This window comes from Acidimicrobiales bacterium, assembly GCA_040219515.1.
GTDB lineage: Bacteria > Actinomycetota > Acidimicrobiia > Acidimicrobiales > Aldehydirespiratoraceae > JAJRXC01.
Genome location: JAVJSI010000010.1, coordinates 47,657 through 63,699, shown reverse-complemented (window position 1 = coordinate 63,699; position 16,043 = coordinate 47,657). Strand labels below are relative to the sequence as shown.

Genomic DNA, 16,043 nt, shown 5'->3' with positions numbered 1-16,043 from the left:
AGCGCGTCAGAGTAGGTTCGCCGCCATGTCCGAGTCCCCACACGACGACGCCGACACCGTCGACATCCCCACCCGTTCCAGTCGCGATCGCAACGAGCTTCGCAGCGCCATGACCGCCTGGCTCACCTCCCGGCTCGGCGCCGATGCCGACGTCACCCTCGGGGAGGTCACGAGTCCCGATGGCAGCGGCATGTCCAGCGAAACGCTGCTGTTCGACGCCACGTGGACGGAGGGGGGATCCCGGGAAACCCAGGCGCTGGTCGCCCGGGTGGAGCCCGACGATGCCGACGTGCCGGTCTTCCCCACCTACGACCTCGAACTCCAGTACCGGGTGATGGACCTGGTCGGCGCCAACAGCAACGTGCCGGTGCCGAACACCCGCTGGTACGAAGCCGACCCGGGTCCGCTCGGCAAGCCGTTCTTCGTCATGGACCGGGTCAGCGGTCGCGTACCGGCCGACATCCCGCCGTATCTGATGGACGGGTGGCTCCTGCAGGCATCGCCACAGCAACAACGGGAACTCCAGGACCACACCGTGGGCATCCTGGCCGACCTCCACGGCATCGCGATCGACGGACTCGACGTCGAGTTCCTGGACACACCGGCGTCGGGCAGCACGCCCCTCGCCCGCCACGTGCAGTACCAGCGGAACTACTACGACTGGATTCGTGGCGATCGTCGGCATCCGATCATCGAGCGCACCTTCGCCTGGCTCGACGAGAACTGGCCCACCGATGAGGGTCCGACGGTGATCAGCTGGGGCGACAGCCGCATCGGCAATGTCATGTACGAGGCCGATGGATTCGCGCCGGTCGCCGCGTTCGACTGGGAGATGGCCGCGCTGGCGCCCCAGGAGATGGACCTCGCCTGGATGGTGTTTCTGCACACCTTCTTCCAGGAGATCGCCAACGCCCTCGAGATCCCCGGCATGCCCGGCTTCCTGCGGCGCGAGGACGTGATCGCCACCTACGAGACCCGATCGGGCCGTCGAGTGCAGAACTTCGAGTGGTTCGAGGTCTACGCGGCGCTACGGCATGCCATCGTCATGGCTCGCGTCCGTGAGCGCTCGGTGCACTTCGGGGAGGGCGAGTGGCCCGACGACATCGACGACGTGATCCCTCATCGCCATGTGCTCGAGCAGATGATCGACGGAAGCTGGTGGGACCGATGACCAACCCGCTCGGCCCGCTGCTTCCCGAGGACGAGGGGTTCACCCATCAGATCCCGGAGACGTTCGCCCAGGTCGCATCGAGCGATCCGTCGTGGACGGAGAAGGTCTGCGCCATGGCGATGGCCCGCGACGGCAGCCTCCAGATCGGCTTCGGGCTCGGCAAGTACACCAACCGCAACGTCATGGACGGCTACGGCGCAGTGAGCCGGGGCGTCGAGCAGTTCACCGTGCGGGCCAGCCGGCAACTCGAACCGCAGCCGACCACCACGATCATCGGACCCCTCCACTACGAGGTCGTCGAACCGCTGCAGAAGGTGCGGTTTCGGCTCGAGGCCAACGACACCCAGCCCATCGCGTTCGACTGGCTGTTCGACGCGGTCGTGCCTCCGTTCGAGGAGGAGCGGTCGTTTCGGCGCCGCGCCTATCGCACGGCCACCAACCTGGTGCGCTACCACCAGACCGGCGTGTGCTCGGGTTGGATCGAGGTCGACGGTGTGCGCACCGAGATGACACCCGATTCATGGGTGAGCACCCGTGACCACTCGTGGGGCGTGCGCTACGACGTGGGCACACCGCCCACCGACACCCAGCCCGGCGACGGCATTCCCGACGGCGTCGGGTTCCAGATGATCTGGTGCCCGGCCCTGATGCAGCGCGCCGACGGCTCCCACTACGCCCTGCACCTGCACTTCACCTGGCACGCCGTCGGTGACCACGGCCAGAAGATGGTCACGGCTCAGGTCGAACACTCCGACGGTTCGAGGGATCAGATCGTCGACATCGTCCCCCATCTCCGCTTCGACCCCGACAACCGGCGACTGCTCGGCGGCACCCTCGACTGTCGCATGGCCGACGGTTCGGCCCGGCCGATCACGATCGAGGTCATGGGCGACACCGGTGTGCATCTCGGTGCCGGTCTCTACTTCGGGTTCGACGGTCACCACCACGGCGAATGGCGGGGCGTCGACCACATCGACGGTGAACACATCGCGGACTGCAGCACGCCCGAGATGGCCCGTCGACTCCACCAGATCCGCGACACCGCGGTGCGCCTCGTCGACCCGGTCGGCGAGGCCGAGGGGTGGGGCAACTGTCAGCCGATCGCCAGCGGCCCGTGGCCCGATCTCGGCCTGGGCAACGAGTCCTGGATGTGAGACGGGCACGGGTCAGCCCTTGAGGCGCGCCTTCGCCTCCTTCTTGAAGACCGTCAGCTGCACCCGTTCCTCGCGCTCCTTGTAGAAGTCGTCGAGGGGATAGCAGCCCGAGATCAGCCCCCCTCGAGGTGCGGTGGTGCAGTCGGAGAACGTGCGACACAACAGCCGTCGATCGAGGCTTCGGCCGGCCATGACGTCCGCCGGCATGTGCGGGTAGGAGAGGATCATGCGGCCGAGCCCGATCGAGTCGGCCGCGCCCGCGGCCACCATGGCCTGGCCGACGTTGGGCAGCCACTCCTGGAGATACGAGAGGCCGGCGCCGACGATGCGCATCCCCGGGTGGTGGTTCGTCACCTCGGCGGTGGCGGCGATGATGCGGGCCACCCCGACCAACGGATCCTCCGGCGGCTGGTAGCCGTCGGAGGGCGGGAAGAACGCAGGGCGCTGCGCATGGGGCACGTAGTACGGGCTGCCGACGGTGGCGCACACGAGGCCGACGCCCAGCATGTGGAGCACGTCGAGCAGCGCATGGGTCTCGCGGAGATCGATGCCGTGACCGGTGCCGTCACCACCGAACGCATACGGGTAGTCGCCGGTGGTCTCGGGCGTGCCCACGCCGCCCTCACCGGGCACATGGGGCACGAGGTCGAAGAACGACAATCGGATCCCCACACCGAGGCCCGGCGCCCTGGCCCTGATCCCCTCCACCACCGAGCGGACGAACTGGGTGCGGCCGAGGAGGTCGCCGCCATAGCGGCCGGGCCTGTCGTGGGCGCTGAGGAACTCGTGGCCCAGATAGCCGTGGCAGGCCTTCACGTCGACGAAGTCGAAGCCCGCCTGATGGGCGAGCACGGCGCGATCGATGAACTGCTCGACCAGTTCGTCGATCTCGTCATCGGTGAGGATCTCACCATCGGCCGACCCGACCCGACGGTCGAGCAGCGGATGACGGTAGAGGGTGCGGGGCGCAGGCCCCGACGCATCGGGGCGGGCGTAGCGTCCCGAGTGGGTGAGCTGGAGCACGGCCACCTGGCGAGGGTCGAGCAGCTCGCGTAACGCTGCGATGTCGTCGACGGTGGTCTCGTCGAGCACGAGTTGGCGGGGGTTGGCCTTGCCGTCCTCGCGCACCGCCGTGGCCTCACCCCACACGAGGCCGGTACCGCTCGACGCAAAACGCCCCCACCGGCGACGGACGAGATCGGAGGGACGTCCGTCGGGTTCGGCGTCCCAGCCCTCCATCGGCAGCACGGCCCATCGGTTGGGGGCGAACCGGGTGCCGGCGCTGCCGTCGGTGATCGTCATCGGCGCGGCGAGCACACCAGCCGGGTCGATCTCGTCGTCGATCGGGATCTCCACGCCGAGTGAGGCCAGATGATCCCGGAACGCGCCGACATCGGTCAGCTTCTTCACCTGGGTGAACCGTGGCATCAGAGCACTCCCAGTCGTTCACCGATGTCACGCAGGACCGCTCGGTCGGACTCGGGGCGGCGGGGCGCGCCGTCGGGGACGTTGTCGGAGGACGCCCAACCTCGGAGCTCGAGGAACATCGCGGCATCGTGGCGATAACCGGGTACCGGCGGTCGGAAGGTGAAATGCCCCAGGTACTGCAACATGTCGTTGAGTTCGTAGAACCCCGGATCGCCGTCGCGCCACAGACGATCGCGACGAGCGAAGAGGTCGGGGGCGAAGGTCGACAGGCCGAGGAGATAGTCCGACCCGTACATCACCATGTCGATGCCGAGATCGTTGCCCGTCATCACCTTGAAGTCGGGGCGCACCGCATCACGCAGCGCGAGGCGTGCCCACTCGAGCTCCCGGCTGAGCGACGAGTGCTTGGCGCCCACGCACTGCGGGATGTCGAGCAATTCCCGGTAGGTGTCGAGTGAGAAGATCCGGCCGTAGGGGACGAACATCGGGCCGAGTTCGAAGCCGAGGAACTCGTCGAGACCGGCGCCGATCGAGGCGAGGGCCTCGATCCACTCGCCCTCGGTGCCTTCGTTGAGGCCGTGACTCGGGAAGATCACGGGGGTTCCCCCGCGGTCGGCGATGTCGGTCGCCGCCGCCAGATACGCGCCGACGTCGACCGGATCGCCCGCGTGGTCGGCGACGAAGGCACCGGCTGCGAACCGGCCGCCCGTCACCTCTCGCGCCAGGTCGAGCACGCGCAACTTGGTCGCCGCGTCGAGGAGCTGCACGTAGCCGGTGTCCATGTTCACCCCCGGCACCAAGCCGACCTCGTGGGTACGGGCGATGTGGGCTTCGGTGGCCGCCCAATCGATCCCACCCTCGGCCGTGTGCGGCAACAGCACCGCCGACATCCCGGTGATCGCCCGTCGCGGCCGGAGCATCGACGTGACATCGAGATCGACTCTGTCGAGATCAGCCACTCTGGTCTCCCCACCCACCCCGCATGCCACCGTCGATGGTCACCTTGCGCTCGGCGAACAGCCAGCGCCCGTCGACGCAGCGGTAGCGGTCGATGTAGCGGCCCCAGTGGTCGAGTCCGCGGTCGGTCAGCACCTGGTAGTAGCACCGGCTGGACGCCGTGTCCCGCGACTCGAGATCGATCTGGAGGGTGGCCGTGAAATGGCGGATGAAGCGGGCCCGAGCGGACTCGCCGCCACCGGTCTTCGCCGCCGCGCCGGCGAACATCGCCTCGATCTCGGGGAGCCCGCGATGCGAGCCCGACGGAATGTGCATCACTGCGTCGGGAGTGAAGAGCGCGAGCACCGGTCCGAACCTACCGGCGTCACCGTTGGCGTTGTAGCGGGCGACCAGGTCACGGATCTGTTCGCGGGCATCGAGTTCCCATTGCTCCATCCGCTTTGACTATCACGTCGCGTTCGATCCAGGTCACCCGTCCGCTCCCACTAGCGTCACCCTCCATGACCCGAGTCGAGCGAAGATGAAGCCCTACCCCGCACCGATCGACGGTCTCGCAGTGACACGCGAGGGCGGCGTCGTCGGGGTCGAGATCAACCGTCCGGCGCGACGCAATGCCGTCACCGACGAGATCGTGCAGGCGTTGATCACGGTCGTCGAGGCGGCCGGTTCCGACGACGATGCCCGGGTGATCCACCTTCACGCCGCCGGCGACCATTTCTGTTCCGGGTTCGACCTCGCCGGCCGGTCCAAGCCCGACACGCCACCGCGAACCGGCTCGACCCAGCGCCGGATGCGCTGGCAGGTGAACGAACTCATCCCGACGATGCTCGAGACACAGACGCCGATCGTCGTGTCGGCCCGCGGCGCGGCGATGGGCCTCGGACTCGGCCTCGTGCTCGCCGCCGACTTCGCGATCGTGGCCGACGACGCTCGGCTCTCGGCGCCGATGGTGCGGTCCGGGTTCACCCCCGACAGCGGCATCTCCTGGCTGGTGCCCCGCCTCGTCGGCGTGGCCCGGGCGAAACGACTGCTGATGCTGGGCGAAGAGATCGACGGCGTCACTGCGGCCGAATGGGGCCTGGTCCACTCATCGGTCGACGCCGATCGGGTCGAGGAAGACGCGACCGCTTTGGTCCAGCAGCTCTCGACGAGCGCCACCGTCGCCGTCGGTCTGGCCAAGGGGCTCGTCCACCGCTCGCTGACGGCCGAACTCCCACGGCACCTCGCCGACGAGGCCATGGCCATCGAGTTGTCGAGCCGTTCCGGCGACTTCAAGGAGTCGAGCCGAGCGCGACGCGAGCAGCGGCCCCCGGACTTCGACGGGCGCTGACGCCCGCTCCGTCTGGACCCGACGTTTGTAGGCCTGCCGGAACGGGTAGCAACTGCCCCGGGTTCGGCTGCGGCACCAATCCATCGAGTCCGCCGCTCCGAACCGCTTACGCGGAGGTGAGAAATCTCATTTGCGCTGCGCCTTCGGCAACCCCGCTGTCCGCGCCTTTCCACAGGAGACCACATGCCACGTAAAAGAGCAGCGCTGATAGCAGCGCTTGCGCTCGCGGCGAGCGTCGTCAGCATCACGCCTTCCCAGGCCGCTGACCACCTCGAAGCACCGCTCGCGCAAGCAGACGGACGAACTGACATCAACGACCTGTACGCGTTCCAGTCACCGGAGGATCCGTCGAAGACGGTGCTCGTGATGACCGTGAACCCGGCAGCCGGTGCCCTCAGTCCGACCACGTTCGACCCCTCCGGCACCTACGAGTTCCACGTCGACACCGACGCGACGCTCGGTGGCGACGACGACGCCTCGAAGGACAAGACGATCTCGATCGACTTCGGTACCCCCAACGCCGGCGGCGACCAAGCCGTCACCGTTTCCGGCGCGGTATCGGGCAGCGGCACGACGGGCACCGAGTTCTCGTTGGACGACGGCGGAACCGCCATCGCCGGCCTCTACGACGATCCGTTCTTCTTCGACTTCGCCGCGTTCCAAGGCACGGTCAAGGGAATGGGCTCCGCGCAGTTCTGTGAGCTCGAGGGCGACACCACCGGTGTCGACTTCTTCGCAGGCTTCAATGTGAGCGCCATCGTTCTCGAGGTCGATTCCGACTCGATCACCGACGCCGGCACGAACATCGGGGTCTGGGCCGAGACCGGCAGGGACGGCATCGACCAGGTCGACCGCATGGGTCGTCCGGCAATCGCGACGGTTCTGGTTCCCGACGGTGCCGAGGACGCGTACAACGCTGCCGATCCCGACAACGACCAGGCGAACTTCGCCGATGCCGCTTCGGCTTCGCTCGAAGCGCTGAGCGCGTTCGGTGGCGACACCGGCTACACGCCTGCTGAGGCCGACGCCTTGGCCGATGCGTTCCTGCCGGACATCTTGACGATCGACGTCAGCAACCCCGCCGGCTATGGCGCGCCGTTGAACGGTCGTGGCCTCGCCGACGATGTCATCGACATCTCGCTGCCGGTTGTCACCGGTGACGCGAGCGCCGTTGGTGGCCCCAACGTCGGTACGGTCACACTCACGACCGACTGTGTCGATGCCAACGACAAGCCGTTCTCGGACTCGTTCCCGTATCTCGCAGCCGCCAACGCTTCCGCTCCCGCGGAAACGACGACGTATGCGCTGATCCTCGAGAACCTCACCGATGCACAGCCCTTCTCGCCGCCGGTCGCGGTGACGCACAACGCCGGTCTCCCGACCGCCGTGACGGTCGCCGAACTCGGTGCCGAGGCAAGTGACGAGCTCAATGCAATCGCCCGCGACGGCGACCCTGCACCGCTCGTGGCTGCGCTCGAAGCCGAAAAGGTGTTGTCGCCGGCGATCATCACCGACGTCGTCGACCTCGGCCGACCACTGCCGCCGTCCGACACTCGCATCAGCGGGTTCGCGGACCGCGCCGTCTACACCATCGATGCTCGCCCCGGCGATGTCTTGTCGGTGTTCGGCATGCTCATCTGCACCAACGACGGCTTCACCGGCCTCGACCGCGGTGAGCTCCCGGACCAGTCGGAGACCTTCAGCTTGAGGGGCTACGACGCCGGTAGCGAGGAGAACACCGAGATGTCCGAGGACATCGTCGATGCGTGCTCGGACCTCGGTCCGGTGGTTCTCGACGGTGATCCCGATGGCAACGACGACTCCGCTGCGGTCGACACCGACCCGGTCGGCGTCATCGCCGCCCATCCCGGCGTCGACGGCACCGTTGGCGACCTGCTCCCCGCCCATGGCTGGGACGAGCCGGCTGCTTCGTTGACCGTGGTCAAGATCGTCGATGCCTTCGGCGACGACACCGGAGATCGTTTCGAGCCGGAGATCAACCTGCTTGCGGCCGCATCGATCACCACGGGCACATCACCCACCACGTACGAACCGGACGCCCCGGTGACGCGTGGTCAGATGGCGACCTTCATCAGCCGTTCACTCGGGTTGCCGGACGCTGGCCCCAGCCCGTTCACGGACATCGCCGGCAGGTACTACACCGACCACATCAATCGGCTCTACGCCGCCGGTATCACCACCGGTACATCTCCGACGACGTTCTCGCCGGAGGAGCCGATGACCCGTGGCCAGATGGCAGCGTTCCTCAACCGAGCGCTGAAGTTCCCGGCCGCGTCGAGCGGTCCGTTCACCGACACCGGCGGTAGGTACTACACCGCCGACGTCAACGCCCTGTTCGCCGCCGGTATCACCACCGGCACCTCGAGCACGACGTATTCACCGAGCGACACCGTCACCCGAAGCCAGGAAGCCGGCTTCCTGACGAGGGTCCTCGGCGCCCGCCCGATCACCAGCTGATCGGCACGCTCGGGGCCCAGCGAACGCCCGCCCGTTCGCTGGGCCCCTCCTGCCCCCTCCCACTTCTCGCTCGCCATCCCCTCCCCTCTCTCGAAGGTTTCTCGACATGAGTCGGTCCGTCCGCTTCCTCCTCCTCTCCGGCCTCGCGGTCATCGCTGCCGGCCTCGTCATCGCTCTCGGTTGGGCACGCCTCGGCGACTCGCCGACCTCAGCGTCGGCCGACGCCGATGACGCCGTCGACGCCGATGACGCCGTCGACGTCGAAGACACGCCGACCGCGCCTCCGGCGTCGGTCGATGCTGTCGCGCCCATCGATCCGGTCGATCCGCAGTCGCTCGGCATCAGCCTCGAGATCGACAACACCCGCGCGCCGCTCGCCGAGGTCGCCGAGCAGTTCCGAACTCGCGTCGCGGCGGCACCCGACGACCACGTCTCGCTCACCCTGCTCGGCTCCGTGTTGCTCTCCCAGGCGAGGGAGGACGCCGACCTCGACCTCTACTCCGAGGCCGAGGCGGTCGCCGAACAGGTGCTCGAGCTGGCACCCAGCAGCACGGATGGCCAGCTCCTGCTCATCAACGCACTCGCCGCCCGCCACGAGTTCGCCGCCACCCTCGAAGCCAGTTCGGAGATACTCGAACGCGAGCCTGACAACGTCGACGCGCTCGCGGCATTGGGTGACGCCCAACTGTCGCTCGGCGACACCGCCGCCGCAGAGGCCACCTTCACGAAGCTCGCGGAACTCGACCGCAACGCCGGCGTCGTCTCGCGACTCAGCCGGACCGCGTACCTCGACGGCGACACCGCTCAGGCCGCCGACTTGGCCGTCGAGTCGCTCGAACTGGCCCAAGGTCTCCCGCTGCGTCCGTCCGACGCGGCCTTCTACTGGTTCCAGCTCGGCTACGTGCTCTTCGAAGGCGGCGACGTCGAAGGATCCGCGGCCGCGCTCGAGAACGCTGTCGGAATCGCGCCGGAACACCCGGGGGCCAACGAACTGCTGGGTCGGGTGCGTTCCAGTCAAGGACGTTTCGACGAGGCGATCGCGATCTACGAAGGTCTGCTCGCACGAGGACCCGCCGCGGACCTGCACGGAGAACTCGCCCGTCTCCTTCGCCTCGGAGGCAACGACGCCGATGCCGACACCCAGGTGCAACTCGGTCTCGACCTCGCGGCCGAGACCATGGACTCCTACCCCGCTGAGCGCCGACATCTCGCGTCGTTCCTCGTGGACCACGACCCCGAAGCAGCCGTGCGTCTCGCAGAGACCGATCTGGCCGAACGACAGGATGCCGGCGCCTACGACATGCTCGGATGGTCGCTTCACGCGGCCGGACGATCGGCCGAGGCCGATCCGCTGATGCAGCAGGCGGTGGCGAACGGGCCCATGTCCGCCGAGCTCTTCCACCGAGCCGGCGTGGTCGCCGCTGCGGTCGGCGACGATGAGCGGGCGATCGGCCTGCTCGACGCTGCGTTGACGCTCAACCCGACGTTCGACCCCATCGACGCCCCGCAGGCCGAAGACCTGCTCGACGAACTTCGGGGTTGATCCGCACGGGGTTGATCCGCACGGGGTTGGTCAGCGAGGAGCGAAGCGTTGGCCGGCGTCGAGACGCAGGCAGCCGCCGTTGAGCATCGGATTGTCGATGATGGCGAGCGCGAGCTTGGCGTACTCCTCGGGCCGGCCGAGACGCTTCGGGAACGCAGCGTCCTTGGTGAGCGCGTCGGCGAACTCGTCGGGGATGCCCTTCGTGAGACCGGTGGCGAAGAGGCTCGGGGCGATGGCGTTGACCCGAATGCCGAGCGACCCGAGATCCCGTGCCATCGTGAGGCACATCCCGGCGATCCCGGCCTTGGCCGCGGTGTAGGCGACCTGCCCGATCTGACCCTCGAAGGCGGCGATCGACGCGGTGTTGATCATGACACCACGCTCGCCGTCCTCGTTCGGCTCGTTCTCGCTCATGATCGCGGCGGCCAGGCGATTGATGTTGAACGAGGCCACCAGGTTGAGGTCGACGACACGACGAAAGTCGTCGAGTGGATGGGGCCCGTCCTTCGACAGTGTGCGCTTGGCCACGCCGCCGCCGGCGGTGTTGACGACCGCGTCGAGCCCACCGAGCGACGCGGCGGCCGCGGCGAGCACCGTCTCAGTGCCGTCGAAGTCCGTCACGTCACAGGCATGAAACGTGGTACCGCCGCCGATCTCGGTGGCGACTGCGTCGCCGTCCGACGAGGCGAGATCCAGGATCGCCACCGTGCCGCCACCCGCGACGATGGCCTCGACCGTCGCCCGGGCCATGCCCGACGCGCCACCGACCACCACGGCTCGTAGTCCCTTGATCTGCATGTTCGCTCTCCCCTGCGTTCGGCAGGAATCATCGCGCGGCCGCCTTTCTACGGACGAATGCGGGCGCAGTAGGGTCACCGCCCATGGGCACAGCACCGTGGGCAACCATTCCCGAACTGATCGACGACGCCGCCGCTCGATTCGGCGACAACGAGGCAATGGTCGACGGGGACGTCCGCTGGAACTTCGTCGAGTTCCGCGACGAGATCCGCCGCGCCGCCCGCGCGCTGATGGCGAGCGGCGTCGAGAAGGGCGACACCGTCGCCGTCTGGGCCCCGAACATCTGGGAGTGGGCCGTGGCCGCCCTGGGCGTGCACGTGGCCGGCGGCGTGGTCGTGCCGGTGAACACCCGCTGGAAAGGGCGGGAGGCCGAGTACGTCCTGGGCAACAGCGGCGCCAAGATGCTCTTCACGGTCACCGACTTCCTCGACACCGACTACGTGGCTGCATTACGAGACGCGAACGTGCCCCCGACGCTCGAAGAGATCGTGGTCATGCGGGGCGCGGTGCCGGAGGGCACCACCTCGTTCGCCGCTTTCCTCGCCCGAGCTGATCAGGTCGACGACGCCGCACGGGCTGAACGCACCGCCACTGTGACCGGCGAGGACCTCTGCCACATCATGTTCACCTCGGGTACCACCGGCGACCCGAAGGGCGCCATGCTCGGCCACTCGGCGATCTGCCGTGCGTATCTGTCGTGGGCGAGCGTGATCGGCCTCGATCAGGATCGCTACCTGATCATCAACCCCTTCTTCCACTCCTTCGGCCTCAATGCCGGCATTCTCGCCTGCTTGATGACCGGCTCGACGATCCTTCCTCACCCCGTCTTCGACGTGCCCTCGGTCATGAAGCGGATTCCCGAGGAACGCATCTCGATGCTTCCCGGTCCGCCGGCCATCTATCAGACCATCCTCAACACCGAGGACCTCGACCAGTGGGACATGAGCTCCCTTCGGCTCGCGGTCACCGGCGCGGCGGCGATTCCCGTCGAGATGATCGTGCAGATGCGCGAGCGACTCGGCTTCGAGAAGGTCGTCACCGGCTACGGCCTGACCGAGTCGTCGGGCATGGCCACGATGTGCCGCCACGACGACGACCCGGAGATCATCGCGAAGACCAGCGGCCGCGCCGTCGACGACGTCGAGGTCGAGATCCACGACCCCGACGGCCACGAGGTGCCCCGCGGCGAGCCGGGTGAGATCGTCGTCCGCGGCTACAACGTGATGAAGGGCTACCTCAACGACCCCGAGAAGACGGCCGAGACCATCGATGCCGACGGATGGCTCCACACCGGCGACATCGGGGTGATGGACGAGGCCGGCAACATCGACATCACCGACCGCGTGAAGGACATGTTCATCAACGGTGGATTCAACGCGTATCCCGCCGAGATCGAGAACCTGATGATGAACCATCCCGGCATCGGTCAGGTCGCCGTGGTCGGGGTGCCCGATCAGCGCCTCGGCGAGGTCGGCTATGCCTTCGTGATCCTCGCCCCCGGCGCGACGCTCGACGCCGACGAGCTCCGCACGTGGTGCCGCGCCGAGATGGCCAACTACAAGTGCCCCCGCTACTTCGAGTTCGTCGACGCCCTCCCCCTCAACGCGAGCGGCAAGGTCCTCAAGTACGAGCTCCGCGACCGCGCCACCGCCACCCTCTAGTTGGGACGTTGGGGTCAGACCCCCGTCCCAACTCAGTCGGGGATGACCTCGTCGAGGCGACCGTTGTCGACGTCGTAGACGAAGCCGCGGATGTGGTCCTTGTAGGCGATGAAGGGCGACAGCCGGAGCCGTTGCATCGACTGGCGTGTGTCGACATAGGGGTCGGCGAACGACTCGAGCGCCCACTGAGGACGCACACCGAGTTCGTCCTCGAGCTCCTGGTTGAACCCAGCTTCGGTCACCTTCTGCAGACCACAGTCGGTGTGGTGGACAAGGATGATCTCGCGGGTGCCCAGCGCCCGTTGTGACAACGTGAGCGAACGGATCACATCGTCGGTGACGACGCCACCGGCGTTGCGGATGATGTGGGCATCGCCCTGGTCGAGACCCAGGATGCCGAAGATCGGCATGCGGGAATCCATGCATGCCACCACGGCGACATGGCGTCGCGGGCTGACCGGCAGACCGGCGTGAGCGAAGCCCGCCGCCCACTCGGCATTGCGGGCCACGAACTGGTCGGCACTCGGTTGGAACACGTCGTCAGTCATCGCTCCAAGATCTATCGCAAACCGGACCGTGATAGGACATGGGCCATGAGTGGAGTCATGGACGGAATTCGCATCCTCGAGGTCGCCGATCACACCTTCGTGCCCGCGGCCTCAGCGATCCTGTCGGACTGGGGCGCCGACGTGGTCAAGATCGAGCACGCCGTGCGCGGCGACGCGGCGCGCGGTCTCGGCCAGAGTGGCGCGGTCGACCTGTCGGGCGACGTGCACGCGATCATGGAGCACGCCAATCGCGGCAAACGCAGTCTCGGCCTCGACCTGCAGCATCCCGACGGTCTCTCGGTGCTCCATCGACTCATCGCCATCAGTGATGTGTTCCTGGTCAACAAGCCCCCCACAGTGCGCGAACGGCTGCAGATCACCGAGGCCGAGGTACGCGCCCACAATCCGTCGATCGTCTACGCGGCCGGCACGGCGTGGGGGCCGAAGGGCCCCGAGGGCGACCGCGGCGGCTACGACATGACCTCGTTCTGGTGCCGATCCGGGGCGGCGATGGGCGCATGGTTCGTCGACGACGAACGCATGCCCAACCAGCCGGGGCCGGCCTACGGCGACTCGATGGGCGCCATGACCATCGCCGGCGGCATCAGCGCCGCGTTGCTGAAGCGGGAGCGCACCGGCGAGCCCCAGTCGCTCGAGGTGTCGCTCCTGGCCACAGGCATGTGGGCGATGGCATCGGGCATCGCCATGAGTCATGTCAACGGATCTGCGTGGCGGCCCTTCGACCTCAGCGGCATGACCTTCAACCCGCTGCTCGGCACGTTCCCCACCGCCGACGGGCGCATGATCAACATCACCTGCCTTCAGCCGCTGAAGTACTGGCAGAGCTTCTGCCGGGTGATCGGACGCGAGGAACTGATCGGCGACGAGCGCTTCTCGACGCACGAGAGCCTCACCGCGAACGCGGCCGAGGCCAAGGCGGTGGTCGACGAGTTCATCGTCACCCGCACCCTCGACGAGGTGCGTCGCGATCTGGCCGACTTCGACGGGCAGTGGACACCCGTGCTCGACTCGCTCGAGATCATCGACGACCCCCAGTCCGTCGCCAACGACTACGTCCAGGACCTCGAGAACGCGGCCGGCGTGCCGTTCAAGCTCGTGACCACACCGGTGCAGTTCAACGGTTCAGCGTCGCCGGTCGGGCGCGCACCGGGTTTCAACGAGCACGGCGACGAGATCCTCACCGGCGACCTCGGCATGGACATGGAGGACGTGATCGACCTCAAGGTGAAGGGCGCGGTCACCTAGCCGCTCACGCCGGGAGTCCGAGGATGCGGGCCGCATTGCCCCGCAGGAACGGCTCCCAGACATGGTCGCGGAACGGCACGTCGTCCATCTCCGCGAAGATCCGGTCGAGCTCCAGTGCAAACGGGTGGTAGCCGCCGTAGAGCACCTTCTCGGTCCCTCGTGTGTTGGCGTAGTCGATGATCGCCGCGGGGTAGTGCTTCGGCGCAAAGGCCGATGTCGAGTAGTGGAGTCCCGGCCACTTGAGCATGAGCTTCACCGCGAGCTCAGCCCATGGCTCGGCGCCGTGACGCAGCACCATGACCAGCTCCGGAAAGTCGTACATCACCCGGTCGATGCCCTCGACGAGTTGGCTGATCATCGGGACCCGTGGCCCCGGCACACCCGCCGTCACGAAGAAGGGGAGGCCGAGTTCGACGCAGGTCGCATAGACCGGATACCAGTGCGCGTCGTCGATGGCGAGCGGTGGTGAGGTGCCGGCCGGGAACGCGCCGACCGCCCGCACGTCGTGGGCGGCGCGATCGGTGCGGATCTGACGCACCGACCCCATGACGTCGTGGACGTCGACCTGGGTGGCGAGCACGAACCGGTCGGGAAATGCGACCGCCGCCGGGATGGCCGCAGGATGGCCGAGCGTGATGAGTCCCACGCCGACCCCGTTCGCGTCCATCGCCGCCAACGTGCCGGCGATCATCGCTCTCTCGTCGTCGTCGACCCCGGAGGAGGCAGGGATGTCGCGATACATGTAGTCGGCCGGGTGATCGACGCCTCGCTGCGACGGGCGGACGTTGGCCGGGTTGCGATCGACATCGGCCGGCGAGCGGAACCCGATCAGCGTGTCGATCGCGGCGACGTCCCTCGGGCGACTCACGGTCGGTTACGCAACGCGAGCGAGATGGGCCTCGACCGCAGCCAACCACTCGGCCTGATGAGTGAGCTGGGGCGAGTGATGGGCACCGTCGATGATCACGCACTGTCCGTCGCCGAGCTCGTCGGCCATTTGCTGGGCCTGATCGACGAACGGGTGGTCGTGCTCACCGGCGATAACCGTAACCGGAATGTCGATGTCGCCGAGCAGGTGATCGACCGGTTGGAGTTTGTCGGCGAAGAGCGCAAGTCCGAGCGCCCGACACGCCATCGGGTCGAAGGCCGAGCTCAACTCCGCCTTGCGAGCCTGCCAGTCGGCGGGGGTGGCGGACTCGATCAGCGGTGTCTCGGCAGTGACGGGGCCGCCATCCATCGAGGTGTCCACGGTGATCGACGAGAAGTAGCCGACGATCATCTCGGCGACGGCCGGGTCGTCCGTACCGAACTTCCCCGCCGTCGTGTCCATCAGGATCATGGAGTTCAGCAGGTCGCGTCGGGCGAGGGCGAAGCGCAGAGCGACCGCGCCACCCATCGAGTGGCCGAGCATGTCGACCGGACCGTCGATCGTGTGGGCGAGCCAGTCGATGACGTCGTCGAGAATATGGTCGACCGTGTAGGTGGCCTCGTCGAGCGAGTTCGTCGACCGACCGTGGCCGCGATGATCGATGGCCAGCACCCGCCGATGCTGGGCCAGCGTCGGGATGTGCAGCGCGAAGTCGTGGGCCGAACCGGAGAAGCCGTGGATCAGGACGAGCGGTGGTCCGTCGCCACTCCCCCATTCGTCCCAGGCCAGGCTGAATCCCTCGACCTCGAACGTCTTCGTCAGATCCGGCAGCGACATGTCC

The 16,043-nt window shown here is 67.6% G+C and carries 14 protein-coding genes; 7 read left to right on the top strand and 7 right to left on the bottom strand.

Going from position 1 to position 16,043, the window contains the following annotated elements; translation table 11 throughout:
• Positions 1–25 precede the first annotated feature (25 nt).
• Positions 26–1,171 (top strand): phosphotransferase family protein, encoded by a 1,146-nt coding sequence (locus RIB98_08745; GenBank protein ID MEQ8841056.1) that lies wholly within the window; start codon positions 26–28, stop codon positions 1,169–1,171.
• Positions 1,168–2,325 (top strand): hypothetical protein, encoded by a 1,158-nt coding sequence (locus RIB98_08740; GenBank protein MEQ8841055.1) that lies wholly within the window; start codon positions 1,168–1,170, stop codon positions 2,323–2,325. Before RIB98_08745 ends, RIB98_08740 begins: the two co-directional genes overlap by 4 nt.
• A gap of 12 nt (positions 2,326–2,337) precedes the next feature.
• Here RIB98_08740 and RIB98_08735 read toward each other — a convergent pair whose 3' ends face one another.
• From RIB98_08735 to RIB98_08725, 3 genes are read right to left on the bottom strand one after another with little or no spacing between them, the layout of a single operon-like run.
• Positions 2,338–3,753 (bottom strand): NADH:flavin oxidoreductase, encoded by a 1,416-nt coding sequence (locus RIB98_08735; GenBank protein ID MEQ8841054.1) that lies wholly within the window; start codon positions 3,751–3,753, stop codon positions 2,338–2,340.
• A complete protein-coding gene (locus RIB98_08730; protein ID MEQ8841053.1) occupies positions 3,753–4,712 on the bottom strand; it encodes a dihydrodipicolinate synthase family protein in 960 nt (319 codons plus the stop codon). The genes RIB98_08735 and RIB98_08730 overlap by 1 nt, the downstream gene beginning before the upstream one ends.
• Positions 4,705–5,145: a nuclear transport factor 2 family protein gene (locus RIB98_08725; GenBank protein ID MEQ8841052.1), complete on the bottom strand. Its 441-nt coding sequence runs from the start codon at positions 5,143–5,145 to the stop codon at positions 4,705–4,707. The genes RIB98_08730 and RIB98_08725 overlap by 8 nt, the downstream gene beginning before the upstream one ends.
• Positions 5,146–5,230: 85 nt before the next feature.
• Between RIB98_08725 and RIB98_08720 the strand changes: the two genes are divergently transcribed.
• The 3 genes from RIB98_08720 to RIB98_08710 all read left to right on the top strand — a co-directional run bounded on the left by RIB98_08720 (position 5,231) and on the right by RIB98_08710 (position 10,061).
• Positions 5,231–6,040 (top strand): enoyl-CoA hydratase/isomerase family protein, encoded by an 810-nt coding sequence (locus tag RIB98_08720; GenBank protein ID MEQ8841051.1) that lies wholly within the window; start codon positions 5,231–5,233, stop codon positions 6,038–6,040.
• Positions 6,041–6,223: 183 nt separating this feature from the next.
• Complete coding sequence (locus RIB98_08715) at positions 6,224–8,518, top strand: DUF4331 family protein (GenBank protein MEQ8841050.1); 2,295 nt, start codon at positions 6,224–6,226, stop codon at positions 8,516–8,518.
• 106 nt (positions 8,519–8,624) lie between these two features.
• Positions 8,625–10,061: a tetratricopeptide repeat protein gene (locus RIB98_08710; protein ID MEQ8841049.1), complete on the top strand. Its 1,437-nt coding sequence runs from the start codon at positions 8,625–8,627 to the stop codon at positions 10,059–10,061.
• Positions 10,062–10,091: 30 nt separating this feature from the next.
• Here the strand turns inward: RIB98_08710 and RIB98_08705 are convergent, their stop codons facing one another.
• Positions 10,092–10,859 carry an SDR family NAD(P)-dependent oxidoreductase gene (locus RIB98_08705; protein ID MEQ8841048.1) on the bottom strand — a complete coding sequence of 256 codons (768 nt, stop codon included), beginning with the start codon at positions 10,857–10,859 and terminating at the stop codon, positions 10,092–10,094.
• A gap of 83 nt (positions 10,860–10,942) precedes the next feature.
• Between RIB98_08705 and RIB98_08700 the strand changes: the two genes are divergently transcribed.
• The gene (locus tag RIB98_08700) at positions 10,943–12,520 is read left to right on the top strand and encodes a FadD3 family acyl-CoA ligase (protein MEQ8841047.1); all 1,578 of its coding nucleotides are present in this window, start codon (positions 10,943–10,945) and stop codon (positions 12,518–12,520) included.
• Positions 12,521–12,552: 32 nt separating this feature from the next.
• Here RIB98_08700 and RIB98_08695 read toward each other — a convergent pair whose 3' ends face one another.
• Positions 12,553–13,068, bottom strand: a complete 516-nt coding sequence (locus tag RIB98_08695) for a carbonic anhydrase (protein MEQ8841046.1) — start codon at positions 13,066–13,068, stop codon at positions 12,553–12,555.
• 45 nt (positions 13,069–13,113) lie between these two features.
• On the opposite strand from RIB98_08695, the gene RIB98_08690 reads away from it, so the two are divergent.
• Positions 13,114–14,334: a CoA transferase gene (locus RIB98_08690; GenBank protein MEQ8841045.1), complete on the top strand. Its 1,221-nt coding sequence runs from the start codon at positions 13,114–13,116 to the stop codon at positions 14,332–14,334.
• Between the two features lie 4 nt (positions 14,335–14,338).
• Here the strand turns inward: RIB98_08690 and RIB98_08685 are convergent, their stop codons facing one another.
• Together RIB98_08685 and RIB98_08680 are read right to left on the bottom strand one after the other, a co-directional pair.
• Positions 14,339–15,202: an amidohydrolase family protein gene (locus RIB98_08685; GenBank protein ID MEQ8841044.1), complete on the bottom strand. Its 864-nt coding sequence runs from the start codon at positions 15,200–15,202 to the stop codon at positions 14,339–14,341.
• Between the two features lie 6 nt (positions 15,203–15,208).
• Positions 15,209–16,039 carry an alpha/beta hydrolase gene (locus RIB98_08680; GenBank protein ID MEQ8841043.1) on the bottom strand — a complete coding sequence of 277 codons (831 nt, stop codon included), beginning with the start codon at positions 16,037–16,039 and terminating at the stop codon, positions 15,209–15,211.
• Between the last annotated feature and the right edge of the window lie 4 nt (positions 16,040–16,043).